Genomic DNA, 25,034 nt, shown 5'->3' with positions numbered 1-25,034 from the left:
GGTCAGAATGATCTTTTGCAACGGCGGGTTATTCTGTAGCCTTGCCGGCTTCACGCTATACCGTGCCTGATTGATACCCACTTTCCCGGCGGTACCCGAGTGGTCCGGAGCCGGGTGTATACTCGACTTTCGCGCAAAACGCGCCTGCAGGTCTTGCGAACATGACGCAAATTTCCGAACGCCTTCTGGTTCAGGCCCATCTCGACGCCAAACAGCCCAAGCCGCTGACCGCCGAGCAAGAGGCCTGGTACCGCGCCGCCATTGCCGCCGAGCTCAAGGCTCAGGATGCGGTGCTGGTCGCGCACTTCTACTGCGACCCGATCATCCAGGCCCTGGCCGAAGAGACCGGGGGCTGTGTGTCCGACTCCCTGGAAATGGCCCGCTTCGGCAACGCCCATGCGGCCAAGACCGTGGTGGTGGCCGGGGTCAAGTTCATGGGCGAGACCGCCAAGATCCTCAACCCCGAAAAACGCGTATTGATGCCGACCCTGGAAGCCACGTGCTCCCTGGACCTGGGTTGCCCGGTGGAGGAGTTCTCGGCGTTCTGCGACCAGCACCCGGAGCGCACCGTGGTGGTGTACGCCAACACGTCGGCAGCGGTCAAAGCCCGGGCCGACTGGGTGGTGACGTCCAGTTGCGCACTGGAAATCGTCGAGAGCCTGATGGACAACGGCGAGACGATCATCTGGGGCCCCGACAAGCACCTGGGCACTTATATCCAGCGCAAGACCGGCGCCGACATGCTGCTCTGGGACGGCGCCTGCATCGTCCACGAAGAGTTCAAGTCCAAGCAGTTGGAGGACATGAAGGCGCTGTACCCGGACGCCGCGATCCTGGTGCACCCTGAGTCGCCAACCTCGGTGATTGAACTGGCCGACGCGGTGGGCTCCACCAGCCAGTTGATCGCCGCAGCCCAAAGCCTGCCAAACAAAACACTGATCGTCGCCACTGACCGTGGCATCTTCTACAAGATGCAGCAGTTGTGCCCCGACAAGGTCTTCATCGAAGCCCCCACCGCCGGCAACGGCGCGGCATGCCGCAGTTGCGCGCACTGCCCGTGGATGGCGATGAATACCCTGGAGCGCACGCTCAAGAGCCTGCAGGAAGGCACCAACGAGATATTCGTCGACCCGGCGCTGATCCCCCAGGCCATTCGCCCGCTCAAGCGCATGCTGGACTTCACTCAGGCGGCGCGGATGAAGCTGGCGGGCAATGCCTGAAGGTAGCTTCAAGTTGCAAGCTGCAAGTCCAAAGCTTGCAGCTTGCGACCTATTTCTTTTTCTTGGGAATTCGCACCAGTTGCGTATCCGAGTAGATGTCATGCCAGGTGCGCTTGCGCTTGTCGAACAGCGACCAGATGAAGCCCAGTCCCACCAGCAGCAATGAGGCGATCGACACGACAAATCGCAACAGGGCCTGCCACAGGCTGATCGCCGTGCCATCGGCGTTCTGCACGCGAATGCACCACACCTGCATGCCCAGGGTCTGGCCGTTATGGGTCCAGAACTTGGCGAAGAAGCCGAACAGCACGAAAAGCAGCACGGTGGACAGTAGCGGGTCGCCGTCCAGTGCGCCGGCGTCGGTGAGGGCGCGCATTTTTTCTTCGCCGATGATCGCCATCTGAATCATCTTGTAGACGCCGCCAGTGACGATCAGCAGGGCCGTGCACAGTAAAAAGTCATAGAACATCGCGGCCAGGCGACGGCCCAGGGTGGCGGGAGGGAACTCGCCTTGGGGGATGAGCAGGTGTTTGGGCATGACGGCCTCGGACGAAAAAGAGGCCATTTTACGGATTTACGCCCATAAAAAAGCCCCTGATATCAATCAGGGGCTTTTTTAATGCGCAAAAGCTACAACCTATGGGAGGGGTTCCACTTGGTCGGCCTGCATGCCTTTTTGGCCCTGCACTGCGACGAAAGTGACTTTCTGGCCTTCCTTCAGGCTTTTGAAACCGGTGCCCTGGATGGCGCGGAAGTGCACGAACAGATCCGGACCGTTTTCAGGAGTGATAAAACCAAAACCTTTTTCGTCGTTGAACCACTTGACGGTACCGCTCTGACGATCAGACATTTTCTTATTTCCTTGACGCTAAATTAATGACAGCCTCTTCCACATGAAAGAGTACTGGGGCTGGGTTGCAGGAAAGTAAGAGACGTCGAGCGGGATGTAGCGAACTTCATAGGCTACTGCCCAGGTCACGGTTCCAAGCGACCCATGCAAACACAGTGACCAAACTCTACGCCAACTATGAACAAAAAAACAACCCCCTCTGAAGGCCCCGTATTTGCTCAGCATTCTCGTATTTACAGGGGCTGCGGGCTGGGGCTTATTCGATAGGCTGTTCAATTGTTTTCAACGTTATAGGTGCAATTTCAATATCGAGTAGATGCACCTTTTTATGGCGGTTGCGTTACACATTAGTGCACGTATAACGCAACCGCGTTACGTATAGAAACAGTCAATCAACCGCGGTAGTAGCGTTGTGGAACAAATGGCATTTTGCTTACAAGCAAAGGCACTTTTTTCCCACGCACGATGGCCCAGACTGGCGTATCCAGTGCGACATAGGCGCTGTCCAGGTAACCCATCGCCAACGGAGCGCCCAGGCTCGGGCCGAAACCGCCGCTGCACACCGTACCGATAATCTCGCCCGCTTCGTCGACGATCTCCGCACCTTCGCGCACGGGTGTGCGTTCCTGGGGCAGCAGGCCGACGCGTTTGCGCTTCACGCCGCCCTGTTGCTGGGCGAACACGGTTTCAGCGCCCGGGAAACCACCGGCCCTGGCGCCATCGGCGCGGCGGGCTTTAGAGATCGCCCAAAGCAGGCTGGCTTCGATCGGGGTCGTTTCAGTGTTCATGTCGTGGCCATAAAGGCACAGGCCGGCTTCGAGGCGCAGGGAGTCGCGAGCGCCCAGACCGATGGCGGCCACTTCCGGTTCGGCCAGTAGGGCGCGGGCCAGTTTTTCGGCCTCGGCGGCGGGCACCGAGATCTCGAAACCGTCTTCACCGGTGTAGCCCGAACGGCTGACAAAGCAGTCCATACCCAGCAGCGTGACGCGCTGGAACTGCATGAAGGTCATCTTTGCCACGTCTGGCGCCAGTCGTGCAAGTACGGTGACGGCGGCCGGGCCTTGCAGGGCGAGCAGGGCGCGGGCTTCGAACAGTGGCTCGATGCTGCACTGGTCGCCGATATGGGCGCGCAGGTGGGCCAGGTCCTGCTCCTTGCAGGCCGCGTTGACCACCAGGAACAGCTCGTCGTTGCCCAGGTTGGCGACCATCAGGTCGTCGAGGATGCCGCCGTTTTCGTTGGTGAACATGGCATAGCGCTGCATGCCCACCGGCAGGTCGATGATGTCCACCGGCACCAGGGTTTCCAAGGCTTTGGCGGCGTTTGCGCCGCTCAGGCGGATCTGGCCCATGTGGGACACGTCGAACAGCCCGGCCTGATCGCGGGTGTGCTGATGTTCTTTCATCACGCCCAATGGGTATTGCACCGGCATGTCATAGCCGGCGAATGGCACCATGCGGGCGCCGAGTTCGAGGTGCAGGGCGTGCAACGGGGTCTTCAGCAATGGTTCGGTGGACATATCAGCTCCTGGGAAAAATGTAGAAGTGAGGCAAGCGCATCAGCATTCGATGATGTTGACCGCCAGACCGCCGCGGGCGGTCTCCTTGTATTTGCTTTTCATGTCGGCGCCGGTCTGGCGCATGGTGCGGATGACTTTGTCGAGGGAAACGAAGTGATGCCCGTCGCCGCGCATGGCCATGCGCACCGCATTGATGGCTTTCACGGAGCCCATGGCGTTGCGCTCGATGCACGGCACTTGCACCAGGCCGCCGATGGGGTCGCAGGTCAGGCCGAGGTTGTGTTCCATGCCGATCTCGGCGGCGTTTTCCACTTGCTGCACGGTGCCGCCGAGCACTTCGCACAGGGCGCCGGCGGCCATGGAACAGGCCACGCCGACTTCACCCTGGCAACCGACTTCGGCGCCGGAGATGGAGGCGTTTTCCTTGTACAGGATGCCGATGGCGGCGGCGGTCAGCAGGAACCGCACCACGCCGTCTTCATTGGCCCCAGGGATGAAGCGCATGTAGTAATGCAGTACGGCCGGGATGATTCCCGCCGCGCCGTTGGTCGGCGCGGTGACGACGCGGCCACCGTAGGCGTTTTCTTCGTTGACGGCCAGGGCATACAGGTTGACCCAGTCCAGCACCGAAAGCGGGTCGCGCAGGGCAGCTTCCGGGTTCTTGCACAACTGACGGTGCAGCGCCGCCGCCCGGCGCTTGACCTTCAGCCCGCCCGGCAGAATGCCTTCGTTGCGGCAGCCGGCCGCCACGCAATCCTGCATCACCTGCCAGATCTTCAGCAGGCCGGCGCGGGTTTCGGCTTCGGGGCGCCAGGCACTTTCGTTGGTCAGCATCACCTGGCTGATGGACAAGCCATAGGTGGTGCAGTGGCTCAACAAGTCCTTGGCGCTTTTGAACGGGAAGGTCAGGGGGGTGGCATCTTCGACGATACGGTCGGCGCCGGCAGCGCTTTCGTCGACGACAAAACCACCGCCTACCGAGTAATACTCGCGGCTGCGCACCTGCAGGCCCGCCGCATCAAAAGCGCGGAAGATCATGCCGTTGGGATGAAAAGGCAGCGGCTTGCGAATCATCGCCAGGTGCAGTTTTTCGTTGAATTCAATGCAGTGTTCACCCAGCAGGTTCAGGCGCCCGTTGCTGCGAATCTCTCGCAAGCGGGCGTCGACCGTTTCAGTGTCCACGGTATCCGGGTGTTCGCCTTCCAGACCCAGCAGCACGGCCTTGTCACTGCCGTGGCCTTTGCCGGTGGCGCCGAGTGAGCCGTAGAGCTCGACCTTGACGCTGGCGGTGGTGTTGAGCAGGTCATCACGACGCAGCCCTTCGACGAAACGGGCAGCGGCACGCATCGGGCCGACCGTGTGGGAACTGGAGGGGCCGATGCCGATTTTGAACAGGTCGAACACGCTTAACGACATGGTGTTTCTCCGGTTTCTTTTTATGAGGATCGACGGTTTAAGGTCTGGCATAGATCCTTGTGGGAGCGAGCCTGCTCGCGATAGCGGAGTGTCAGGCAACATCTCTATTGGCTGTTACGCCGCTATCGCGAGCAGGCTCGCTCCCACAGAGGATTCGGAGGGCTGGTAGATCGCCCTCCGCTCAGGTCAAGCGTAGCTTTCGATCGACGGGCAGGCGCAGACCAGGTTGCGGTCGCCGAACACGTTGTCGACCCGGCCCACCGGCGGCCAGTATTTGCCGTCGATCAACGACGCCACCGGGTACACCGCTTGTTCGCGGCTATAGGGGTGGGTCCACTCGCCGACGATTTCCGCGGCGGTGTGTGGGGCGTTTTTCAGCGGGTTGTCGTCTTTGTCCAGGCTGCCGTTTTCCACCGCACGGATTTCTTCGCGGATGCAGATCATGGCGTCGCAGAAGCGGTCCAGTTCTTCCTTGGATTCGCTTTCGGTCGGCTCGATCATCAGCGTACCGGCCACTGGGAACGACATGGTCGGGGCGTGGAAGCCGAAGTCGATCAGGCGCTTGGCCACGTCATCGACGCTGATGCCGCTGCTGTCCTTGAGCGGGCGCAGGTCGAGGATACATTCGTGGGCCACCAGGCCGTTGCTGCCGGAGTAGAGCACCGGGTAGTGTTCTTCCAGACGGCGGGCAATGTAGTTGGCGTTGAGGATTGCCAACTGCGAGGCACGCTTGAGGCCCGCGCCGCCCATCATGCGGATGTACATCCAGGTGATCGGCAGGATGCTTGCGCTGCCAAATGGCGCCGCGCACACCGCGCCTTCCTTGCGCGCCATGTTGGCGTGGCCCGGCAGGAACGGTGCCAGGTGGGACTTGACGCCGATCGGGCCGACACCCGGGCCGCCACCGCCGTGAGGAATGCAAAAGGTCTTGTGCAGGTTCAGGTGCGACACGTCGCCACCGAACTTGCCTGGGGCGCAGAGGCCGACCATGGCGTTCATGTTGGCGCCGTCGATGTACACCTGGCCGCCGTTGTCATGAATGATCCCGCAGATTTCGCGGATGCCTTCCTCGAACACACCGTGGGTGGACGGGTAGGTGATCATCAGCGCCGCGAGGTGTTCGCGGTGCTCGGTGGCCTTGGCCCGCAGGTCTTCGATGTCGACGTTGCCGCGAGCATCGCAGGCGGTCACGACCACACGCATGCCGGCCATGTTGGCGGTGGCCGGGTTGGTGCCGTGGGCCGACGATGGGATCAGGCAGATATCGCGACGGTCTTCGCCACGGCTCTGGTGATAGGCGCGGATCGCCAGCAGACCGGCGTATTCACCCTGGGAACCGGCGTTTGGTTGCAACGACACCGCGTCGTAACCGGTAGCAGCGCAGAGCATGGCTTCCAGTTCGTCGGTCAGTTGCTGGTAGCCGGCGCTCTGTTCGGCGGGGGCGAATGGGTGCAGGGCGCCGAACTCGGCCCAGGTCACCGGGATCATTTCGCTGGCGGCGTTGAGTTTCATGGTGCAGGAACCCAGCGGGATCATGGTGCGATCCAGGGCCAAGTCCTTGTCGGCGAGCTTACGCAGGTAGCGCATCAGCTCGGTTTCGGAGTGATAGCGGTTGAACACCGGGTGGCTGAGGACCGCCGACTGGCGCACCAGCTCGGCCGGGATACGGCTTTGCACGGTGGCGGCCAGGGCGGCGAAGTCCGGCAGGGCCTTGCCGTCGGCCAACAGGCTCCACAACGTTTCGACGTCAGCCTGGCAGGTGGTTTCGTCCAGGGACAGGCCCAGGCGTTCAGCGTCCACCACGCGCAGGTTGATGCGCTGGGCACGCGCCTTGTCGTGCAGGGCGGTGGTTTGCGCGCCGGTGTGCAGGGTCAGGGTGTCGAAAAAGCTGTCCTGCTCGACAGCCAGGCCCAACGCGCCCAGGCCCTTGGCGAGGATCGCGGTGAGGTGGTGGATGCGGTTGGCGATTTGAGTCAGGCCTTTAGGGCCGTGATACACGGCGTACATGCTGGCGATGTTGGCCAGCAAGACCTGGGCGGTGCAAATGTTGCTCGTGGCTTTCTCGCGACGGATGTGTTGTTCGCGGGTCTGCATCGCCAGGCGCAAGGCCGGCTTGCCGAAACGGTCCACGGAAACACCCACAAGGCGGCCCGGCATATCGCGCTTGAAGGCATCCTTGGTAGAGAAATACGCCGCGTGTGGGCCGCCAAAGCCCAACGGCACGCCGAAGCGCTGGGCGCTGCCGATGGCCACGTCGGCGCCGAACTCACCCGGTGCCGTCAGCAGGGTCAGGGCCAGCAGGTCTGCGGCGACAGCGACCAGGGCGTTGGCGGCATGGAAGCGTTCGGCCAGTTCACGGTAATCGAACAGGTCACCGTTGCTGGCTGGGTATTGCAACAGCGCGCCGAAGAAACTGCCGACATCGGTCAGTTCGCGTTCGTCGCCCACGACCACGTCGATGCCCAAGGGCTCGGCACGGGTGCGCAGCACATCGAGGGTTTGCGGGTGGCAATGGCGGGAAGCGAAGAAGGCATTGCTGCCCTTGTTCTTGCTCAGGCGCTTGCAGAAGGTCATGGCCTCCGCGGCGGCGGTGGCTTCGTCCAGCAAGGATGCGTTGGCGATCGGCAGGCCGGTCAGGTCGCTGATCAAGGTCTGGAAGTTCAGCAGTGCCTCGAGACGGCCCTGGGAAATTTCCGGCTGGTAGGGGGTATAGGCGGTGTACCAGGCCGGGTTTTCCAGCAGGTTGCGCAGGATCGGCGCTGGCGTGTGGCAGTTGTAGTAGCCCTGGCCGATGTAGGTCTTGAACAGTTGGTTCTTGCCAGCGATGGCCTTGATCGAGGCCAGTGCATCGGCTTCGCTCTGGCCGTCGCCCATGTCCAGCACGCTGGTGCCCTTGATGCTTTCCGGAATGACGCTGGCGCTCAACGCTTCCAGGGAGTCGTAGCCCAGGCGCTCGAGCATGGCTTGCTCGTCGCTGGCTCGCGGGCCGATGTGGCGGGCGATGAATTCGTTGGCGGTGCCGAGATTAACGGTCATGTTGCGCTCCTCAGGCTTCGGCGTTGGCTTTGATCAGGCGGTCATAGGCGTCCTGATTCAGCAGTTGGTCAACTTGGGTGGCGTCGGCGGGCTTGAATCGGAAAAACCAGCCTTCGCCCAGCGGATCTTCGTTGACCAGTTCCGGATTGCTTTCCAGGGCCGGGTTCACTTCCAGCACTTCTCCGTCCAGCGGCATGTACACGCCGCTGGCGGCTTTCACCGATTCCACGGTAGAGGCTTCGTCACCCTTGGCGTAGCTTTGCAGTTCCGGTAACTGAACATAGACCACATCGCCCAAGGCGTTCTGGGCAAACGCGGTAATACCGACGGTAACGCTGCCATCGGCTTCAGTGCGCAGCCATTCGTGATCTTCAGTGAAACGCAACTCGCTCATGGAAACTCCTGGGGCCAGATTCGTCTGGTGGACGCGAAGAAAGGCGCGGGGCTTGGCCCGGCCGAATGGTTATATCCTTAGCAAGAATGCGGCCAATGCTAATAAATGTTTATATATCAATGAGTTGCTTGGTTTTATCGAACGCAGAATGTATTGGGCTGTAGCGAAATCGCTACAGCTATACGCCTGGAAAAAATCGTTGTGGGATCAAAGCCTTGCGCGGCGCAGCTTAGCGCCAAGTGTATCGATATCGTTCCGCTGTAGCGCTTTCAGTACAGGTGGAGGTCGTTTTTGAGCCAGGTTCCGGATACGCCGCAGGTCCCAATGTGGGAGCGAGCCTGCTCGCGATAGCGGTGGGTCAGCCAGCACGGATATTGACTGATACATCGCTATCGCGAGCAGGCTCGCTCCCACAGAGGGCAGCAGCGTGCTTACGGCTTGCCGGAAATCCCGTATTTACGCAACCGATGGGCAATCGCTGTATGGGAGGTTTGCAGGCGGCTGGCGAGCTGGCGGGTCGAGGGGTAGTTGACGTAGAGGCTTTCGAGCAGATGTTTTTCGAAGGCTTCCACCGCTTGCTCAAGGCTCTCGACTTCCACGTCACCCTGGCGCGCCACAGACGTGCCGGCAATGTCCAGGTCGCCAATGTCCACCAGGCTGCTTTCACAGATGGCCGCGGCGCGGAAGATCACGTTCTGCAATTGCCGCACATTGCCCGGCCAGCGGTTGCCCAGCAGCGCCGGGTAGGTGCCGGGGGCCAAGCGGCAGACTGGGCGCTGGATTTGCGCACAGGCCTGCTGCATGAAGTAGCGCGCCAGCAGCAAGATGTCCTGGCCGCGTTCACGCAGCGGCGGCACTTCGACGTTGAGCACGTTCAGGCGATAGAACAGGTCTTCGCGGAACGAACCTTCGCTGACCATTTTTTCCAGGTTGCGGTGGGTCGCGCTGAGGATTCGCACGTTGACCTTGATTTCCCGGTCGCCGCCGACCCGACGGAAGCTGCCATCGTTCAAGAACCGCAGCAGCTTGGCTTGCAGGTAGGGCGACATCTCGCCGATTTCATCGAGAAATACCGTGCCCTGGTTCGCCAGTTCCATCAGCCCCGGCTTGCCACCCCGTTGCGCGCCGGTGAAGGCGCCGGGGGCGTAGCCGAACAGTTCACTTTCGGCCAGATTCTCCGGCAGCGCCGCACAGTTCAGGGCCAGGAACGGCGCGCCATGGCGGGCACTGATGGCATGGCAGGCCCGGGCCACCAGCTCTTTGCCCGTGCCGGTTTCGCCCTGGATCAGTAACGGTGCATCCAACGCCGCTACCCGCTGGGCCCGGGCCTTGAGGGTGCGGATCGCCGGGGATTCGCCCAGCAACGCGTCAAACCCTTCGGCGTGGTCGTGGTGCAGCGCCGATAGGCGTTCGCCGATGCGGTTTGGCTGATAGAGGGTCAGCAACGCACCGGCGTTTGTAATGGGCGTGGCGTCCAGCAGTAAGGTCTGGCCGTTGAGGGTGATTTCCCGAAGCGGCAGGCGGAAACCATTCTCCAGCAGAGCGACCAACAGGGCTTCGTCACCGAACAGCTCGGCAACGCTTTCCCCGGCCGGTTCACGCCCGTACAGGGCGATCAATGCCGGGTTGGCCAGCAATACGTGGCCGGCGCTGTCGAGGGCCAGTACCGGGTCGGTCATGGCCGCGAGCAGGGCGTCGAGCTGCAAATGCCGACGCTGGCCGGGCAGGATGTCCACCACGGTGACCGCCTGCACGCCCCGCACGCTGAACAGCGCCTCGCGTAATTCGTCCAGCACCTGCGGGCTGAGGGTCGGGGCATCGATGTAGACGTTGGGCGGCACCATCTCCACCGCATCCAGATTGAGATTGCGCCCACCGAGCAGCGCCAGGACTTCCTGGGTAATGCCGACGCGGTCGATGAAACTGACGTGGATACGCATGGGGCGGTTCTGGGTTCTGGAATACGGAGGGTGGCAAGTATGCCTTGGGGCGGGCTGTTGGTGAAATCCTGGTGCAGGGTCAAGGATATACACCGATCTCTATTGTGGGAGCGAGCCTGCTCGCGATAGCGCAGGGTCAGTCCACATCTCCATTGGCTGTTGCACCGCTATCGCGAGCAGGCTCGCTCCCACAGGAAGTTGGCGGTGAGGCGGCTATCGTTTACAACCCAACATCCCACTCCGGCCTCTCGGGAAATTTGAGTACCAAAAAATCCAGTAGGCTACGCAGCGCCGACGGCATGTGTTTGCGTGAGGCATACACCGCGTACATGTTCATCCGGCGGGGTTCGGCGTGGGGCAACAGGCGGATCAGTTCGCCGTTCTTGATGTGGGTGCCGGCCTGGTAGCTGGGCAGCATCGCCACGCCCGCACCGGATATCGTTGCCTGCAGCAATGTGCTGGCTTCGTTGGCGCTGATGTTGCCCTGCACCGGCACCGAGACCTGCTCGCCGTCCTGCTCGAAATGCCACAGGCTCTTGCCGACGTAGGAGTGGGTCAGGCAGTTGTGCCGGCTCAAATCCTCGACCCGTTGGGGCGTTGGGTGTTCACGCAGGTAGCCGGGCGAGGCGCAGATCACCGAGCGACAGACTGTGAGGCGGCGGGCGATCAGGTTCGGGTCCAGGTCGTTGCTCATGCGGATCGCCAGGTCGATGCGCTCGTCCACCAGGTTCACGGTGCGGTCGAGCATTTGCAGGTCGACGCTGACCCCTGGGTAGCGCACGACGAACTCGGTCATGGCTGCCGCCAATTGGGCTTGGCCGAACGAGGTGCTGGCGCTGATGCGCAGCATACCCCGTGGCGCATCGTCCGACGTACTGACGGCGGCCTGCATGTCGCCGGACAGATCCAGCATCTGCCGACAGCGCGGCAGGATCTCCAAACCCGCGGCCGTCAGGCTCAATTTGCGAGTGGTGCGGTGCATCAGTCGGGCACCAACCCAGTCTTCCAGTTCCGCCAGATACCGTGACACCACCGGTCGTGACAGGTCCAGATGTTCGGCTGCTGCCGACTGACTGCCCAGTTCCACCACGGCGACGAACACTTGCATTGCTTGTAGACGATCCATGATTTGCCCGATTTCAGAAACAAACTATGTCCAAGCATCGCATTTTTTGAAACGAGTCAGGTCCCTAAGCTGCGCTCATTCCCAATCGGGCTTATGCACAACGGAGCACAACATGACCGGATCCACCTTATTCAAGCGTCTGCTGCTGACCAGCGCTTCGATGATTTTTGCGGCCAACACCTGGGCAGCCGACCTTGCCCTGGAGGTCTACAACCCTGGCGCGACGGCCGTTTTCCCGGTGACCTCGGTATTGGTCAGTGGGGAAAAAGAAGTGGTGTTGGTGGACGCCCAGTTCGGCAAGTCCCAGGCCGAACAGGTGGTGCAGAAAATCCGCGCCAGCGGCAAGCAATTGACCACGATCTACATCAGCCACGGCGATCCCGACTACTATTTTGGTCTGGAGACCCTGACCGCCGCGTTCCCGGATGCCAAGGTGCTGGCCTCTGCGCCGACCGTCGAACACATCAAGCACACCATGGACGGCAAGTTGAAATATTGGGGGCCGATCCTCAAGGCGGATGCGCCGAGCAAAGCGATCGTACCCCAGGTACTCAAGGGCGACAGCCTGACCCTGGAGGGCAAGCGCTTGCAGATCATCGGTCTTGATGGCCCGCAACCGGACCGCAGCTTCGTGTGGATCCCGTCGATCAAGGCGGTGGTCGGCGGCGTCGTGGTGGCCGAGAACATTCACGTCTGGATGGCCGACACGCAGACGCCGCAGTCCCACAAGGATTGGCTGGCGACGCTGGAGGGCATTGAAAAACTGCAACCGAACACTGTGATTCCCGGCCATTACCTGGGTGATAGTGCCCGGTCCCTGGCTCCGGTGAAATTTACCGCCGAGTACATCAAGGCCTTCGACGAAGAAACCGCCAAAGCCAAGGACTCCGCCGCCCTGATCGCCGCCATGAAGCAGCGCTACCCCGATCTGGGGGAAGACAGCTCCCTGGAGCTCAGTGCCAAGGTGGCCAAGGGTGAGATGAAGTGGTGAATACCGATCTTTGATCAGAGCACCGTTGTGGCGAGGGGATTTATCCCCGCTGGGTTGCGCAGCAACCCCAAAACAGGCGAAGCGCTCCGTCTGATGAACCTCAATGTCAGCTATAGGGCTGCTACGCAGCCCAGCGGGGATAAATCCTCTCGCCACAAGAGCCTGTATTTCAACATCGCTAACCAATGGAGAACATCATGAGCAAAATCGCAATCATCGGCGCCACCGGTCGGGCCGGCAGCCAGTTGTTGGAAGAAGCCCTGCGTCGTGGCCACAGCGTGACGGCCATTGCCCGTAACACGGCCAAGATCGGTAAGAGGGCCGGTGTGGTCAGCCAGCAGTTGGATGTATTGGACAGCGAGGCCTTAATCGCAGCGGTAGCCGGTCATGATGTGGTGATCTGCGCCGCCCATTTCGCCACCGTGCCGGCCGACAAGGTCATCGCCCCAATCAAGGCTGCCGGGGTCAAGCGCTTGCTGGTGGTGGGCGGGGCCGGTTCGTTGCTGCTGCCGGACAATAGCCGTGTGATCGACAGCGAAGGCTTCCCTGAGGAATACCTCGCCGAAGCCAGCGCCGGAGCATTATTCCTGGACGTGCTGCTCAAGGAACAGGACCTGGACTGGACCTTCCTCTCGCCCTCGGCGGAGTTCGTCGAGACCGAGCGCACCGGTCAGTTCCGTATCGGCAAGGATCACCTGCTGTTCGACGCCGCCGGGCGCAGTTGGATCAGCTTTGCCGATTACGCCATTGCAATGATCGATGAAGTGGAGACGCCGCAGTTTTCGCGGCAGCGCTTTACCGTCGGTTATTGAACCACTGGTTTGGACAGGCGCTCCTGCGGGGTCAGCTGTGGAGTCTCATCCACACGCTGACCAGCACCGTCGCCGCCATCAGCCAAGCCACCGCCGCCACGGCCAGCGAAGCCTCCAGACGCATCCGGTCGACCATCACATACAGCGTCGCCAGGTAGACGAAGTAGGGGATGATCGACCACATGCCAAACACGATGGTGGTTTTCAGATCGTCCACCGAGCGGCCCTTGCCGACAATGTAGTGGGCGATCAGGGCGAAGGTGGGAAACAGTGGCACCAGCCCGGCGATGTAATAGTTCTTGGTCTTGGCGAGCATCGCCAGGATGACCACCACGGTGGCACCGAGCGCTGCTTTGAAAATCAGGTCCACAGGTTTACTGCCCCAGGTTAATGGCTCAGGCCATATTTTTTGACTTTGTCGAACAGCGTGGTCTTGGCCATGCCCAGTTCGAGACTGGCCTGGGTCAGGTTGCCACCGCTGCGTTGCAGGGCGTCCACCAGCAGGTTGCGTTCGAAGGCTTCCACCGCTTCGGCGAAGGCCAGGCCCTGGCTGGCGCCGCTGGCCCCCGACTTCTTGAAGGCCGGCAGGCCGAGTGCATAGCGCTCGGCGACGTTGCGCAGTTCCCGCACGTTGCCCGGCCAGTCGTGGCTCATCAGGTTGGACAGCGTCTGGTTGTCCAGCTCCGGCACCGTGCGGTCGAAGCGCAGGGACGACTGCTGCAGAAAATGCTCGAACAGTTGCAGAATGTCTTCGCGGCGCTCGCGCAGGGGCGGCAGTTCCAGGGTCACCACGTTGAGGCGGTAATACAAGTCGCTGCGAAACTGCCCGGCCCGGCCCAGTTCGTCCAGGTCGGACTTGGTGGCGGCGATGACCCGGCAATCCACGGCCACACTCTGGTTCGAACCCAGCCGCTCGAGGGTGCGTTCCTGCAACACCCGCAGCAACTTGATCTGCAAGGGCAGGGGCATGCTTTCCACTTCATCGAGAAACAGCGTGCCGCCGTCGGCGTGCTCGATCTTGCCGATCCGTCGTTTGCCGGCGCCGGTAAAAGCGTTGGCTTCGTGGCCGAAAATCTCGCTTTCGAACAGGTTCTCCGGCAGGCCGCCGCAGTTGAGCGCGACGAATTGTTTGCTGTGACGTCGGCTGAAGTCGTGCAGGCAGCGCGCGACCAGTTCCTTGCCGGTGCCGGTTTCACCTTCGATCAGCACGTTGGCCGAGGTGTCGGCTACGTTGGCGATCAGTTCTCGCAGGTGCTGCATGGCCGGTGAACGGCCGATGATCCGGCCTTCCAGGGAGTCGCGTTCGGCCAGTTGCCGGCGCAGCGATGAAACCTCCCGGGCCAGGCTGCGTTGCTCCAGGGCGCGACGGGCGACGTCCACCAGGCGTTCGGGGGAGAAGGGTTTCTCCATGAAGTCATAGGCGCCTTTTTGCATGGCGCCAACGGCCATGGAGATGTCGCCGTGGCCGGTGATCAGCACCACCGGCAGGCTGCGGTCCCGGGCCTTGAGGCGGGTCAGCAGCTCCAGGCCATCGATGCCCGGCAGGCGAATGTCGCTGATGACGATGCCGGCAAAGTCATCGCCGACCCGCTCCAGAGCCTCTTCGGCGCTGCCCACGCCGATGCAGGGAATGTCTTCCAGGGACAGGGCCTGCTGGCAACCCAGCAGGACATGGGGGTCGTCTTCGACGATCAGTACGCTCAGGTCGTTATTCATGGCTGCTCGGCAGGTAAAGGGCTTACCAACGGTAAACTGAGGGCAAACGTGGTTCCACCTTCGGCCGGGTGTTCGACCTCCAGATGCCCGCCCGCGGCGGCGGCCAGGCTCGCCGAAAGGGTCAGGCCCAGGCCCAGGCCCTGTTCGCCGGGTTTGGTGGTGAAGAAGGGTTCGAACAAATGCTTGCGCGCCTCGGGATCGATGCCATGGCCGTTGTCCCGCACCCGCAGGCGATATTTGCCATCCGAGGCAGTGCCTTCAAGCCACAGCCGCGGCTCGGGTTGGCTCTGCATGGCGTCCAGGGCGTTGCCGATCAGGTTCACCAGGATTTGTTCAAGACGCGTCTGGTCGATCTGTACCTGCACGTCGTCGTAACCGGCATGCACCTGGATCTTCAGGCTTTCGAGGCGGCCGCCCAGCAGTTGCAGCGCGGCTTCGACCGCCTTGCCGAGGCTGGCCCGGCCCTGGTCGTCCCCGCGCCGGGCGAAGGAGCGCAGGCTGGCGGTGATCCGGCCCATGCGGTCGATCAGGTCGTTGATGGTCTTGAGGTTGGCGCTGGCGATATCCAACTGGCCCCGCTCAAGAAAGCGTACGGTGTTGCCGGACAGGGTACGCAGCGCGGCCAGCGGCTGGTTGAGTTCATGGGCGATGCTGGTGGACATCTGGCCAATGGCGGCGAGTTTGCCAGCCTGCACCAGTTCGTCCTGGGCCCGGCGCAACGTCTCTTCGGCCTGCCGCCGTTCGCGGATCTGGCCCTTGAGCCGTTCATTGCTGGCCCGCAGGTCGGTGGTGCGTTCGGTAATCCGACGTTCGAGCTGGTTGTTGGCTTCCTGCAAGGCCTCCCGGGCAGCGAGGCGAGTGGCGATGACCTTGCGCCGCTCGTTCCAGGCGATCAGCAGGAAAGCCACCAGGGCGAAGGCCACGGCCACCAGGATGCCCTGGTTGATTGCCTGGCGACGCAGGTCTTCAAGTGGCGTCAGCAGGGTGAAATTCCAGGGTGTGTCGCTCAGGGGGCGGGTCTGTGACAGATAGCTGATGGGCCGCTCGTCGGACACCAGTTCGGCGTTGGCCGGGAAGGTCAGTTTTTCCATGCCTTCGGCCAGGCGTTCCCGAGCCAGGGGAACCAGCTCGTTCAGTGGGAACCAGTAATACTGCAGGCTGCGGGCCAGGCGCTCTTTGGTTTCGTCGCTCAGCGGTCGCACGGACTTGAGCCGCCGCGCCGGATCGCTGGACAAAATGATGATGCCATTCTCGTCGCTGACGAAGGCTTCCAGGCGCGCGCGCTGCCAGCGCTCTTCCATGGCTTCCAGGCGCACTTTGACCACCGCCACGCCGATGATCTTGCCCTGCTGTTCCAGACCATGGGCCAGGTAATAACCAGGCTCGCCGCTGGTGCTACCGATGCCATAGAAGCGCCCGGGCTGACCGCGTACGGCGTTCTGGAAATAGGCGCGAAAGGACAGGTCTTCACCCAGGTAACTGTCGACGTCGCGCCAGTTGCTGGTCGCCATGACCCGGCCTGTGGTGTCCATCACATAAATGGCCCGACTGCGGCTGCGCCGGTTCAGGCCTTCGAGGTATTCGTTGACGGTCTTGCGATGCTCGGGCGTGGGGTCGTCGAGCAGTTGCGATACGCTGGATTCAAGCTCCAGCAGGCTGGGCAGGTAAGTGTATTTGCTGATCTCGCTCTCGACCGCACGGGCGTGCAGCTCCAACTGGCGCTCGCCGTTCTCGCCCAGGCTGCGAATGCCGTAGTGCTCACTGATCCAGAAGCCGAGGTAACCCAGGCCGATCATCAGGGCAATGATCAGCGGCGGCAGGAACAGATGGCGAATCAGACGAGGCTTCACGGCGAGTGATGGCGGCGCGGCGCGATAGAGAGTGGGGTCGCATTTCATCACAGAAGCCTTGGGTCAACCACAACACAAATCGACAAACCAACACTGCTCCCTTGTGGGAGCGAGCTTGCTCGCGATGACTGCTGATCAGTCGACAATAAGGTGACTGGCAGTCCGCTATCGCGAGCAAGCTCGCTCCCACAGTGGGAAGCGGTGTTGTTTAGTGCTGCAGGATTTTCTCAAGGAAATGCTGCGCACGTTCGGAGCGGGCGCTGATGTCGCCGAAGAACTCTTCCTTCTCGCAGTCTTCGATGATCTGGCCCTGGTCCATGAAGATCACCCGGTTCGCCACTTTGCGGGCGAAGCCCATTTCGTGGGTCACGCACATCATGGTCATGCCTTCGTGGGCCAGTTGCACCATCACGTCGAGCACTTCGTTGACCATTTCCGGGTCAAGGGCCGAGGTCGGTTCGTCGAACAGCATCACGATCGGGTCCATCGCCAGGGCACGGGCAATCGCCACGCGCTGCTGTTGGCCGCCGGAGAGCTGGCCCGGGTGCTTGTGGGCATGGGCCGACAGACCGACCCGCTCAAGCAGTTGCAGGCCTTTCTGGGTGGCTTCTTCCTTGCTGCGGCCCAGCACCTTGATCTGGGCGATGGTCAGGTTTTCGGTGATGGTCAGGTGCGGGAACAGCTCGAAGTGCTGGAACACCATGCCAACGCGCGAGCGCAGTTTCGGCAGGTTGGTCTTCGGGTCGGCGATGGACGTACCGTCGACCACGATGTCGCCTTTCTGGAACGGCTCCAGGGCGTTCACGCATTTGATCAGCGTGGACTTGCCCGAACCCGAGGGCCCGCACACCACCACAACTTCACCCTTGCTGACCTCGGTGCTGCAATTGGTCAGTACCTGGAAGTCCCCATACCACTTGTTGATGTTCTTGATAGAGATCATACGGCGAACCTTTTTTGCAGACGCTTGACCAGCAGCGAGGCGGCAAAGCTGATTGTGAAGTACACGAGACCTGCGATGATCAGGAACTCATGGGAGCGGCCGATGATGTCGCCATTGGCCCGCGAAGCATTGAGGAAATCCACCAGACCGACGGTGTAGACCAGCGAGGTGTCCTGAAACAGGATGATGCTTTGTTGCAACAACAGCGGGGTCATCTTGCGAAACGCCTGGGGCAGGATGATCAGGCGCATGGTCTGGCCATAATTCATGCCCAGCGCCTGGGCGGCGCCCATCTGACCCTTGGGGATCGACTGCACGCCGGCCCGCACGATTTCGCAGAAGTAGGCCGCCTCGAACATCATGAACGCCACGACGCAGGAGCCAAACGCACCGATAGGGGTGTCTTCGCCGGTGATCCAGCGCAGTACGAACGGCACCGCCAGGTAGAACCAGGTGATGACCAGCAGCAGCGGGATCGAGCGGAAATAGTTGACGTAGGCGCCGGCAATGCTGGAGATCAGCTTGTTGTGGGACAGGCGCATCAGCGCCAGGATAGTCCCCAGGATGATCCCGCCAACGACGCCCAGGGCCATCAGCTTGAGCGTCATCACCATGCCGTTCCACAAACCGGGAATGGCCGGGATGATGCCAGTGAAGTCGAGTTCCATTATTTACCCCCCACGGAAATCAGGCCGGGCACCGCGACTTTCTTCTCGACCATGCGCATGAGCAGCATCAGGCTCATGTTCAGGGTGAAGTAGATCAGTGTCGCCAGGGTGAAGGCTTCGAACAGGTTGGCGGAGAACTCGGCGGTCTGTTTGGTCTGTGCAAGCAATTCCATCAGGCCGATCAGCGAGGCCACGGAGGAGTTCTTGAAGACGTTCAAGAATTCCGAGGTAAGCGGCGGAATGATGATCCGGTAGGCCTGGGGCAGCAGGACGTTCCAGTAGATTTGCGGCAGCTTGAAGCCCATGGCCCGTGCGGCGGATTCCTGGCCGCGCGGCAGCGCCTGAATACCAGTACGAACCTGTTCGCAGACCCGCGCGGCGGTAAACAGGCCCAGGCACACGACGACGCTCAGATAGGCCGAGGTCGTGGGGTTCAGGTCCTGCTTGTACCACTCCTGCAGGTCCGCAGGCAGCAAGTCGGGCACCAGGAAGTACCAGATGAACAGCTGAACCAGCAGCGGTACGTTACGAAAGAGCTCCACGTAGCCGGTGGCGATACCCGACACCAGCCGGTTCGGCACGGTGCGCATCACGCCCAGAACCGAACCCAGCAGTAGGGCGATGATCCAGGCCGCGACGGCGATGGCGATGGTCCAGCCCAGGCCGGCCACGTACCAGTCGAGATAAATCTCGCTGCCGATGCCGGTGGACTTGAAGAACACGCCCCAGTCCCAGTTGTAATTCATTAGGGTCTCCCCTCAGATCGATCGATATGCAAATACCCGCCTGGGGAAGCTCCATTCCCACCTGCCCCTTGAAGGGCAGGCACACACGATCGGCTCGACAGCCACCGGTTCGAGTGTTTCCAGATATGCCAGCAGGGAGTGACCATCCCCTGAAAGCGCAAAAGCACTTCCAGGGGACAAGGTTAGTCAGGAATCAGGATTTCTTTTCGTCGGCCGCTTTGTCGGTCGGTTCGGCGATCAGTTTCTTGAGCTCTTCGCTCATCGGGAAGTTCAGGTTCAGGCCTTTTGGCGGAATTGGCTGCATGAACCATTTTTCGTAGATCTTGTTGATTTCGCCAGAAGCGTAGGTGGCCTTGATGGCGTCATCGACGGCTTTTTTGAACGGCTCGTCGCCCTTGCGCATCATGCAACCGTAGATTTCGAAGGACTGCGGGGTGCCGGTCACGGCCCAGTCGCCTGGTTTCTTGGCCTTGGCCATTTCACCGGCCAGCAAGGCGTCGTCCATCATGAAGGCAACGGCACGACCGCCTTCGAGCATGTTGAACGATTCGCCGTGGTCCTTGGCCGAGATCACGTTCATGCCCATCTGCTTATCGGCGTTCATGGACTTGAGGATGCGCTCGGACGTGGTGCCGGCGGTGGTCACGACGTTTTTGCCCTTGAGGTCGTCGAAGTCCTTGTACTTGGAGTCCTTCTTGGACAGCAGCTTGGTGCCGATCTCGAAGATGCCAACGGAGAAATCAACCTGCTGTTGACGCTCGACGTTGTTGGTGGTGGAACCGCATTCCAGGTCGACGGTGCCGTTTTGCACCAGTGGGATACGGGTTTGCGAGGTCACCAGGTTGTACTTGACCTGCAGGTTCGGCACGTCCAGTTCTTTTTTCAGGGCTTCGACGACTTTCAGCTGAATGTCGTGGGAATAGCCGACCGGTTTGCCGGAGGCGTCCGCGATATAGGAAAACGGAATGGAAGCGTCGCGATGCCCGAGCGTGATGACGCCGGACTCTTTGATCTTTTTCAGCGTACCGGTCAGTTCGGCAGCGAAAACCGGGGTGCTGATCAGAGCGGCAGCAATGGCTGCGCCCAGGAGATGGGGAACGATGCGCATCGATATTTCCTCGACATTGTTTTTCTTATTCAGCCGGTTCGTCGGCCCTGAGTGCTTCGAAGTACCTGGCAGCTCCTGTTGTGTTGGCATGCAGGCATTCGTCTCGAAGGAGTGTAGAGCATGAGTCGTGCCAGACCAGTTGACTCACATTAACTGTTTGTTTTTAAACGTAATTAATCTTTTTTCTGATTTTTTCCACAGGCTGTTTATCCGGTTGGCCGAATTGACTGGTGAGTCTTGTTCGGAAAACCGAATGCACTTCGGCCTCTCCATGTCTCTTGAGAGAGCGAGCCTGCTCGCGATAGCGGTCTGCCTGGCGAGACTTATGTTGAAGTTGATGGCCTCATCGCGAGCAGGCTCGCTCCCACAGAGGGCGGCGGTGTATGCCAGATAGCAAAAAGCCCCTGAATCGCCAGATTCAGGGGCTTTCGTATAAGCGGTTAACCGATCAGGCCGCTTCGATCTTGCGACGGTTGTGCTCCACCTTGTCCAGGTATTGCTGCAGCTTCTGCTGTTCGGCCGCGGTGGTGAACAAGCCAAGTTTGCTGCGGCGCCACAGGATATCGTGGGCATCGATGGCCCATTCATCGCTGCACAGGTAGTCGACTTCCCGGGTGTAGAGGCCCGCTCCGATGTATTCGCCCATGTCACCGAGGTTGTGCACGCCTTCAAGCATGCGCCAGGTGCGGCTGCCATAGGTGGTGGCCCAGCGACGGGCAAGCTCGGTCGGCACCCAGTCGAATTTGTCACGAATCGCCGAGCACAGCGCTTGCGGGGTGGTCATGTTTTCGCCGCCGGGGAGGGTAGCCACGGCAGTCCAGCTGGGGCGCATCTGGGTAAAATACGGGGCCAACTGCGCCATGGCCGACTCGGCCAGTTTGCGGTAGGTGGTCAGCTTGCCGCCGAACACCGACAGCAGCGGGGCTTCGTCCGCACTGCCCGACAGCGCCAGGGTGTAGTCCCGGGTGACGGCCGATGGGTTGTCGGATTCATCGTTGCACAACGGCCGAACACCGGAATAACTGTGCAGGATATCGTCGCGGCTGATCTGCTTCTTGAAGTGCGCGTTGACCACTTTGAGCAAATAATCGGTTTCACCCTCGGTGATCGCCACTTTGGCCGGGTCGCCGGTGTATTCGCGGTCGGTCGTGCCGATCAAGGTGAACTGGTTCAGATACGGAATGGTGAAGACGATGCGCTGGTCTTCGTTCTGAAGAATGTGCGCGTGCTCGCCTTCGTAGAGTTTCGGCACGATCAGGTGGCTGCCCTGGATCAGACGAATGCCGTAAGGCGACTCCAGCTTCAGGTCGTCGCGAATGAACTTGGCAACCCAAGGACCGGCCGCGTTGACCAGCGCCTTGGCGCGGATCGAAAACAGGCTGCCGTCGGCGCGTTCCAGATGCAAATGCCACAAACCTTTACTGCGACGGGCGTTCACGCAACGTGTGCGAGTGTGGACATGGGCGCCTTTTTCCCGGGCGGCCATGGCGTTGAGCACCACCAGGCGCGCATCGTCGACCCAGCAGTCGGAGTATTCAAAGCCTTTGGTAATCTCGCTTTTCAGCGCGCTGTCGGCGCCGAATCTCAGGCTTTTGGAACCGGCAAGTTGTTCGCGCTTGCCCAGGTGATCGTAGAGGAACAGGCCGGCGCGAATCATCCAGGCGGGGCGCAAGTGCGGGCGGTGGGGCAAGACGAAGCGCATCTGCTTGACGATGTGCGGAGCCTTGGTCAACAGCACTTCGCGCTCGGCCAGCGCTTCGCGCACCAGACGGAATTCGTAATGTTCGAGGTAGCGCAGGCCGCCATGGATCAGCTTGCTGCTGGCCGAGGAGGTGTGGCTGGCCAGGTCGTCCTTTTCGCAAAGGAACACCGAGAGGCCGCGACCCGCTGCGTCTGCGGCAATCCCCACGCCGTTGATCCCGCCGCCAATGACGGCGACGTCGTAAACCTCAGCGAGAGGGGGCGTAGGCAAGGTAGAAGTGGGCATCGGCTGGCCTCGGGCTTTTTTTCGAAATATTTGAATTCGAACATTAATGTTCATTTGCGAAAATACTAGCCCATAAACTCGGCAACAGCCAGCAGACTTCGATTGAAAATACTGATCAAAGGAAGCTGAAAGGAAAATTTTCGAACATGAAGCGGGTCGCTGATGTGGTCGGAGATGCTTTTGTGGCGAGGGGATTTATCCCCGCTGGGCTCACAGCAGCCCTAAAACCAGGCGACTCGGTATATGAGGCAAATTGAGTTGACTGTATTGGGGCTGCTGCGCAGCCCAAGCGGGGATAAATCCCCTCGCCACAGGGTTTCGGGGGGGGGGGCTCAGACCACTTCCAACCGAATCTTGTGCTGGCTCAGCAATTGCGCCAGGGCCGGCACGGGTTGCTGATCGGTCACCAGGCAGTCGATCAGGCTGATCGGTCCCAGCCTGACCATGGCGTTGCGCCCGAATTTGCTGGAGTCCGCCGCCAGCAGCACCTGCCGGGCGTTGGCGATGATCGCCTGGGAGACCCGCACTTCCTGGTAGTCAAAATCCAGCAGGCTGCCGTCTTCATCGATCCCGCTGATGCCCACCAGGGCGAAGTCGACCTTGAACTGGTTGATGAAGTCGACGCTGGCCTGGCCTACCACGCCTCCGTCGCGTCTGACATTTCCACCTGCGATCAGGACTTCGAAGTCGTCCTTGGCGCTGAGGATCGAAGCTACGTGCAGATTGTTGGTGATGACCTTCAGGTGGTTGTGATTGAGCAGCGCCCGGGCGATGGATTCGGTGGTGGTGCCGATGTTGATGAACAGCGAGGCATGGTCAGGGATCTGGGCGGCAATGGCTTCGGCGATGCGTTGCTTCTCGTCGCGCATCTGATCGGCGCGCATGGCGTAGGCGGTGTTCTCAACGCTCGAATCATAGGCCGCGCCGCCGTGGTAGCGACGCAGCAGGTTCAGTTCCGCCAATTGATTGATGTCGCGGCGGATGGTCTGCGGGGTGACAACGAATAGCTGCGCCATTTCCTCGATGCTGACGTAGCCGCGTTCGCGGACCAGTTCGAGGATTTGCTGCTGACGGGGAGGCAGATTCATGGGGCTTCCTTTGGGCTGCCATACAAAATTTGCCCATGATGCCGCAGGAATCCCCTCCCGACCAGTTTCACGACCCTCGTCGTACCCGGCTTCGGCTTATTCAGCGTCTTCGTGAGGTTCCCAGTCGCGGGTGCGGCTGACCGCTTTCTGCCAGCCGGCGTAGAGTTTTTCCTTGGCCTGCTCGTCCAGTTGCGGTTCGAATTCGCGCTCGATCACGGCCTTGCCGCGCAGTTCTTCCAGGCTGCCCCAGAAACCACACGCCAGGCCGGCCAGATACGCGGCGCCCAAAGCCGTGGTTTCCCGCATTTTAGGGCGTTCGACCCGGGTGCCGAGAATGTCTGCCTGGAACTGCATCAGGAAGTTGTTCGCTACCGCGCCGCCGTCCACGCGCAGGGCCTTGAGGCGTTCGCCCGAATCCTGTTGCATGGCGTCGAGTACGTCGCGGGTCTGGTAGGCAATCGACTCCAGCGCTGCACGAATGATGTGGTCGACCCGCACGCCGCGGGTCAGGCCGAACAGCGCGCCACGGGCATAGGGGTCCCAGTAGGGGGCGCCCAGGCCGGTGAAGGCCGGCACCAGGTACACGCCGTTGCTGTCCTTGACCTTGTTGGCGAAGTATTCGGTGTCGAGAGCGTCATTGATGATTTTCAACTCATCGCGCAGCCACTGCACGGTGGAGCCGCCGTTGAATACCGCGCCTTCCAGAGCATAGGCCACTTCGCCGCGGGGACCGCAGGCGATGGTGGTGAGCATGCCATGATTGGATTTGACGGCTTTGTCGCCGGTGTTCATCAACAGGAAGCAGCCGGTGCCATAGGTGTTTTTCGCCTGGCCTGGCTCCACGCACATCTGGCCGAACAGGGCGGCCTGCTGGTCGCCGGCGATGCCACCGATGGCGATGCCGCTCTTGGTGCGGCCATAGACTTCCGAGGACGACTTCACTTGCGGCAACATTTCGCGAGGGATGTCGAGAATTTCGAGCATCTTCGCGTCCCACTCCAGCGAGTGAATATTGAAGAGCATGGTGCGCGAGGCGTTGGTGTAGTCGGTGACGTGGACTTTGCCGCCGGTAAATTTCCAGATCAGCCAGCTGTCCACGGTGCCAAACAGCAGTTCGCCGTTACGTGCGCGTTCGCGGCTGCCTTCGACGTTGTCCAGGATCCACTTCAGCTTGGTGCCGGAGAAATACGGGTCGGTGACCAGACCGGTGGTTTCGCTGATGTACGGTTCGTGGCCGTCACGCTTGAGTTGCTGGCAGATCTCGGTGCTACGTCGGCACTGCCAGACAATGGCGTTATAGATCGGCCGGCCGGTGGTCTTGTCCCAGACCACGGTGGTTTCGCGCTGGTTGGTGATGCCGATCGCGGCGACCTGGTCATGATGCAGGCCAGCCTGGGCCAGGGCTTCGACCATCACCGCGCTCTGGGTGGCGAAGATTTCCATCGGGTCGTGTTCGACCCAGCCGGCCTGGGGGTAATGCTGGGCGAATTCGCGCTGGGCGGTGCAGACCACATTGGCGTCGCGGTCGAAAATGATCGCCCGCGAGCTGGTCGTACCCTGGTCGAGGGCAATGATGTAGTTCTTGTTCTGAATGTCGGTCATGTCGATTGCCTTGGGACGTGAATA

21 protein-coding genes are annotated in these 25,034 nt (G+C 61.1%); 3 read left to right on the top strand and 18 right to left on the bottom strand.

Annotation, left to right across the window (positions count from 1 at the left end):
- Positions 1 to 161: 161 nt before the first annotated feature.
- Complete coding sequence (gene nadA, locus AC3I65_RS20435) at positions 162 to 1,220, top strand: quinolinate synthase NadA (protein WP_419417426.1); 1,059 nt, start codon at positions 162 to 164, stop codon at positions 1,218 to 1,220.
- Positions 1,221 to 1,269: 49 nt separating this feature from the next.
- On the opposite strand, the gene AC3I65_RS20430 is transcribed toward nadA, so the two are convergent.
- The 8 genes from AC3I65_RS20430 to AC3I65_RS20395 form a co-directional block, all read right to left on the bottom strand.
- On the bottom strand, positions 1,270 to 1,758 hold the full coding sequence (locus AC3I65_RS20430) for an RDD family protein (RefSeq protein ID WP_047227123.1): 489 nt from the start codon (positions 1,756 to 1,758) through the stop codon (positions 1,270 to 1,272).
- A 99-nt stretch (positions 1,759 to 1,857) separates the two neighbouring features.
- Entirely contained in the window at positions 1,858 to 2,070 is a 213-nt protein-coding gene (locus AC3I65_RS20425) for a cold-shock protein (RefSeq protein WP_139049289.1), read from the bottom strand.
- Positions 2,071 to 2,462: 392 nt separating this feature from the next.
- Positions 2,463 to 3,587: a glycine cleavage system aminomethyltransferase GcvT gene (gene gcvT, locus AC3I65_RS20420; RefSeq protein WP_047227047.1), complete on the bottom strand. Its 1,125-nt coding sequence runs from the start codon at positions 3,585 to 3,587 to the stop codon at positions 2,463 to 2,465.
- Between the two features lie 39 nt (positions 3,588 to 3,626).
- Entirely contained in the window at positions 3,627 to 5,003 is a 1,377-nt protein-coding gene (locus AC3I65_RS20415) for an L-serine ammonia-lyase (protein WP_107321979.1), read from the bottom strand.
- Between the two features lie 186 nt (positions 5,004 to 5,189).
- Positions 5,190 to 8,039 (bottom strand): aminomethyl-transferring glycine dehydrogenase, encoded by a 2,850-nt coding sequence (gene gcvP / locus AC3I65_RS20410; protein WP_488524102.1) that lies wholly within the window; start codon positions 8,037 to 8,039, stop codon positions 5,190 to 5,192.
- Between the two features lie 10 nt (positions 8,040 to 8,049).
- Positions 8,050 to 8,433, bottom strand: a complete 384-nt coding sequence (gene gcvH / locus AC3I65_RS20405; protein ID WP_047227044.1) for a glycine cleavage system protein GcvH — start codon at positions 8,431 to 8,433, stop codon at positions 8,050 to 8,052.
- Positions 8,434 to 8,864: 431 nt separating this feature from the next.
- Entirely contained in the window at positions 8,865 to 10,373 is a 1,509-nt protein-coding gene (locus tag AC3I65_RS20400; protein WP_047227043.1) for a sigma-54-dependent transcriptional regulator, read from the bottom strand.
- 220 nt (positions 10,374 to 10,593) lie between these two features.
- Positions 10,594 to 11,499 carry a LysR family transcriptional regulator gene (locus AC3I65_RS20395; RefSeq protein WP_047227042.1) on the bottom strand — a complete coding sequence of 302 codons (906 nt, stop codon included), beginning with the start codon at positions 11,497 to 11,499 and terminating at the stop codon, positions 10,594 to 10,596.
- A 112-nt stretch (positions 11,500 to 11,611) separates the two neighbouring features.
- Between AC3I65_RS20395 and AC3I65_RS20390 the strand changes: the two genes are divergently transcribed.
- Positions 11,612 to 12,490 (top strand): MBL fold metallo-hydrolase, encoded by an 879-nt coding sequence (locus AC3I65_RS20390; protein ID WP_047227041.1) that lies wholly within the window; start codon positions 11,612 to 11,614, stop codon positions 12,488 to 12,490.
- Positions 12,491 to 12,687: 197 nt separating this feature from the next.
- Positions 12,688 to 13,302, top strand: coding sequence for an NAD(P)-dependent oxidoreductase (locus tag AC3I65_RS20385; protein WP_047227040.1), 615 nt, complete (start codon positions 12,688 to 12,690; stop codon positions 13,300 to 13,302).
- 31 nt (positions 13,303 to 13,333) lie between these two features.
- Here the strand turns inward: AC3I65_RS20385 and AC3I65_RS20380 are convergent, their stop codons facing one another.
- From AC3I65_RS20380 to glpK, 10 genes are all read right to left on the bottom strand, one after another.
- On the bottom strand, positions 13,334 to 13,663 hold the full coding sequence (locus AC3I65_RS20380) for a GlpM family protein (RefSeq protein WP_488524328.1): 330 nt from the start codon (positions 13,661 to 13,663) through the stop codon (positions 13,334 to 13,336).
- A 26-nt stretch (positions 13,664 to 13,689) separates the two neighbouring features.
- Positions 13,690 to 15,018, bottom strand: coding sequence for a two-component response regulator AauR (gene aauR, locus AC3I65_RS20375; RefSeq protein WP_047227038.1), 1,329 nt, complete (start codon positions 15,016 to 15,018; stop codon positions 13,690 to 13,692).
- Positions 15,015 to 16,916, bottom strand: a complete 1,902-nt coding sequence (gene aauS / locus AC3I65_RS20370; RefSeq protein WP_047227037.1) for a two-component sensor histidine kinase AauS — start codon at positions 16,914 to 16,916, stop codon at positions 15,015 to 15,017. Before aauS ends, aauR begins: the two co-directional genes overlap by 4 nt.
- 160 nt (positions 16,917 to 17,076) lie before the next feature.
- Positions 17,077 to 17,811 carry an amino acid ABC transporter ATP-binding protein gene (locus tag AC3I65_RS20365; RefSeq protein WP_047227036.1) on the bottom strand — a complete coding sequence of 245 codons (735 nt, stop codon included), beginning with the start codon at positions 17,809 to 17,811 and terminating at the stop codon, positions 17,077 to 17,079.
- The gene (locus AC3I65_RS20360) at positions 17,808 to 18,479 is read right to left on the bottom strand and encodes an amino acid ABC transporter permease (protein ID WP_047227035.1); all 672 of its coding nucleotides are present in this window, start codon (positions 18,477 to 18,479) and stop codon (positions 17,808 to 17,810) included. The genes AC3I65_RS20365 and AC3I65_RS20360 overlap by 4 nt, the downstream gene beginning before the upstream one ends.
- Complete coding sequence (locus AC3I65_RS20355; RefSeq protein WP_047227034.1) at positions 18,479 to 19,225, bottom strand: amino acid ABC transporter permease; 747 nt, start codon at positions 19,223 to 19,225, stop codon at positions 18,479 to 18,481. The genes AC3I65_RS20360 and AC3I65_RS20355 overlap by 1 nt, the downstream gene beginning before the upstream one ends.
- A gap of 193 nt (positions 19,226 to 19,418) precedes the next feature.
- Positions 19,419 to 20,333, bottom strand: coding sequence for a glutamate/aspartate ABC transporter substrate-binding protein (locus AC3I65_RS20350; RefSeq protein WP_047227033.1), 915 nt, complete (start codon positions 20,331 to 20,333; stop codon positions 19,419 to 19,421).
- A 448-nt stretch (positions 20,334 to 20,781) separates the two neighbouring features.
- On the bottom strand, positions 20,782 to 22,320 hold the full coding sequence (gene glpD / locus AC3I65_RS20345; protein WP_047227031.1) for a glycerol-3-phosphate dehydrogenase: 1,539 nt from the start codon (positions 22,318 to 22,320) through the stop codon (positions 20,782 to 20,784).
- Between the two features lie 332 nt (positions 22,321 to 22,652).
- The gene (locus tag AC3I65_RS20340) at positions 22,653 to 23,408 is read right to left on the bottom strand and encodes a DeoR/GlpR family transcriptional regulator (RefSeq protein ID WP_047227030.1); all 756 of its coding nucleotides are present in this window, start codon (positions 23,406 to 23,408) and stop codon (positions 22,653 to 22,655) included.
- 96 nt (positions 23,409 to 23,504) lie between these two features.
- Positions 23,505 to 25,010 carry a glycerol kinase GlpK gene (glpK, locus tag AC3I65_RS20335; RefSeq protein ID WP_047227029.1) on the bottom strand — a complete coding sequence of 502 codons (1,506 nt, stop codon included), beginning with the start codon at positions 25,008 to 25,010 and terminating at the stop codon, positions 23,505 to 23,507.
- Between the last annotated feature and the right edge of the window lie 24 nt (positions 25,011 to 25,034).

Source organism: Pseudomonas sp. N-1-13 (assembly GCF_057787095.1).
Note: the sequence above shows the minus strand (reverse complement) of the source record. Positions and strands in the feature narration are given on the sequence as shown.

Bases quoted from the DNA above. Each gene is read 5' to 3' on its own strand.
- nadA (WP_419417426.1), top strand. From the start codon at position 162: ATGACGCAAATTTCCGAACGCCTTCTGGTTCAGGCCCATCTCGACGCC.
- AC3I65_RS20430 (WP_047227123.1), bottom strand. From the start codon at position 1,758: ATGCCCAAACACCTGCTCATCCCCCAAGGCGAGTTCCCTCCCGCCACC.
- AC3I65_RS20425 (WP_139049289.1), bottom strand. From the start codon at position 2,070: ATGTCTGATCGTCAGAGCGGTACCGTCAAGTGGTTCAACGACGAAAAA.
- gcvT (WP_047227047.1), bottom strand. From the start codon at position 3,587: ATGTCCACCGAACCATTGCTGAAGACCCCGTTGCACGCCCTGCACCTC.
- AC3I65_RS20415 (WP_107321979.1), bottom strand. From the start codon at position 5,003: ATGTCGTTAAGCGTGTTCGACCTGTTCAAAATCGGCATCGGCCCCTCC.
- gcvP (WP_488524102.1), bottom strand. From the start codon at position 8,039: ATGACCGTTAATCTCGGCACCGCCAACGAATTCATCGCCCGCCACATC.
- gcvH (WP_047227044.1), bottom strand. From the start codon at position 8,433: ATGAGCGAGTTGCGTTTCACTGAAGATCACGAATGGCTGCGCACTGAA.
- AC3I65_RS20400 (WP_047227043.1), bottom strand. From the start codon at position 10,373: ATGCGTATCCACGTCAGTTTCATCGACCGCGTCGGCATTACCCAGGAA.
- AC3I65_RS20395 (WP_047227042.1), bottom strand. From the start codon at position 11,499: ATGGATCGTCTACAAGCAATGCAAGTGTTCGTCGCCGTGGTGGAACTG.
- AC3I65_RS20390 (WP_047227041.1), top strand. From the start codon at position 11,612: ATGACCGGATCCACCTTATTCAAGCGTCTGCTGCTGACCAGCGCTTCG.
- AC3I65_RS20385 (WP_047227040.1), top strand. From the start codon at position 12,688: ATGAGCAAAATCGCAATCATCGGCGCCACCGGTCGGGCCGGCAGCCAG.
- aauR (WP_047227038.1), bottom strand. From the start codon at position 15,018: ATGAATAACGACCTGAGCGTACTGATCGTCGAAGACGACCCCCATGTC.
- aauS (WP_047227037.1), bottom strand. From the start codon at position 16,916: ATGAAATGCGACCCCACTCTCTATCGCGCCGCGCCGCCATCACTCGCC.
- AC3I65_RS20365 (WP_047227036.1), bottom strand. From the start codon at position 17,811: ATGATCTCTATCAAGAACATCAACAAGTGGTATGGGGACTTCCAGGTA.
- AC3I65_RS20360 (WP_047227035.1), bottom strand. From the start codon at position 18,479: ATGGAACTCGACTTCACTGGCATCATCCCGGCCATTCCCGGTTTGTGG.
- AC3I65_RS20355 (WP_047227034.1), bottom strand. From the start codon at position 19,225: ATGAATTACAACTGGGACTGGGGCGTGTTCTTCAAGTCCACCGGCATC.
- AC3I65_RS20350 (WP_047227033.1), bottom strand. From the start codon at position 20,333: ATGCGCATCGTTCCCCATCTCCTGGGCGCAGCCATTGCTGCCGCTCTG.
- glpD (WP_047227031.1), bottom strand. From the start codon at position 22,320: ATGCCCACTTCTACCTTGCCTACGCCCCCTCTCGCTGAGGTTTACGAC.
- AC3I65_RS20340 (WP_047227030.1), bottom strand. From the start codon at position 23,408: ATGAATCTGCCTCCCCGTCAGCAGCAAATCCTCGAACTGGTCCGCGAA.
- glpK (WP_047227029.1), bottom strand. From the start codon at position 25,010: ATGACCGACATTCAGAACAAGAACTACATCATTGCCCTCGACCAGGGT.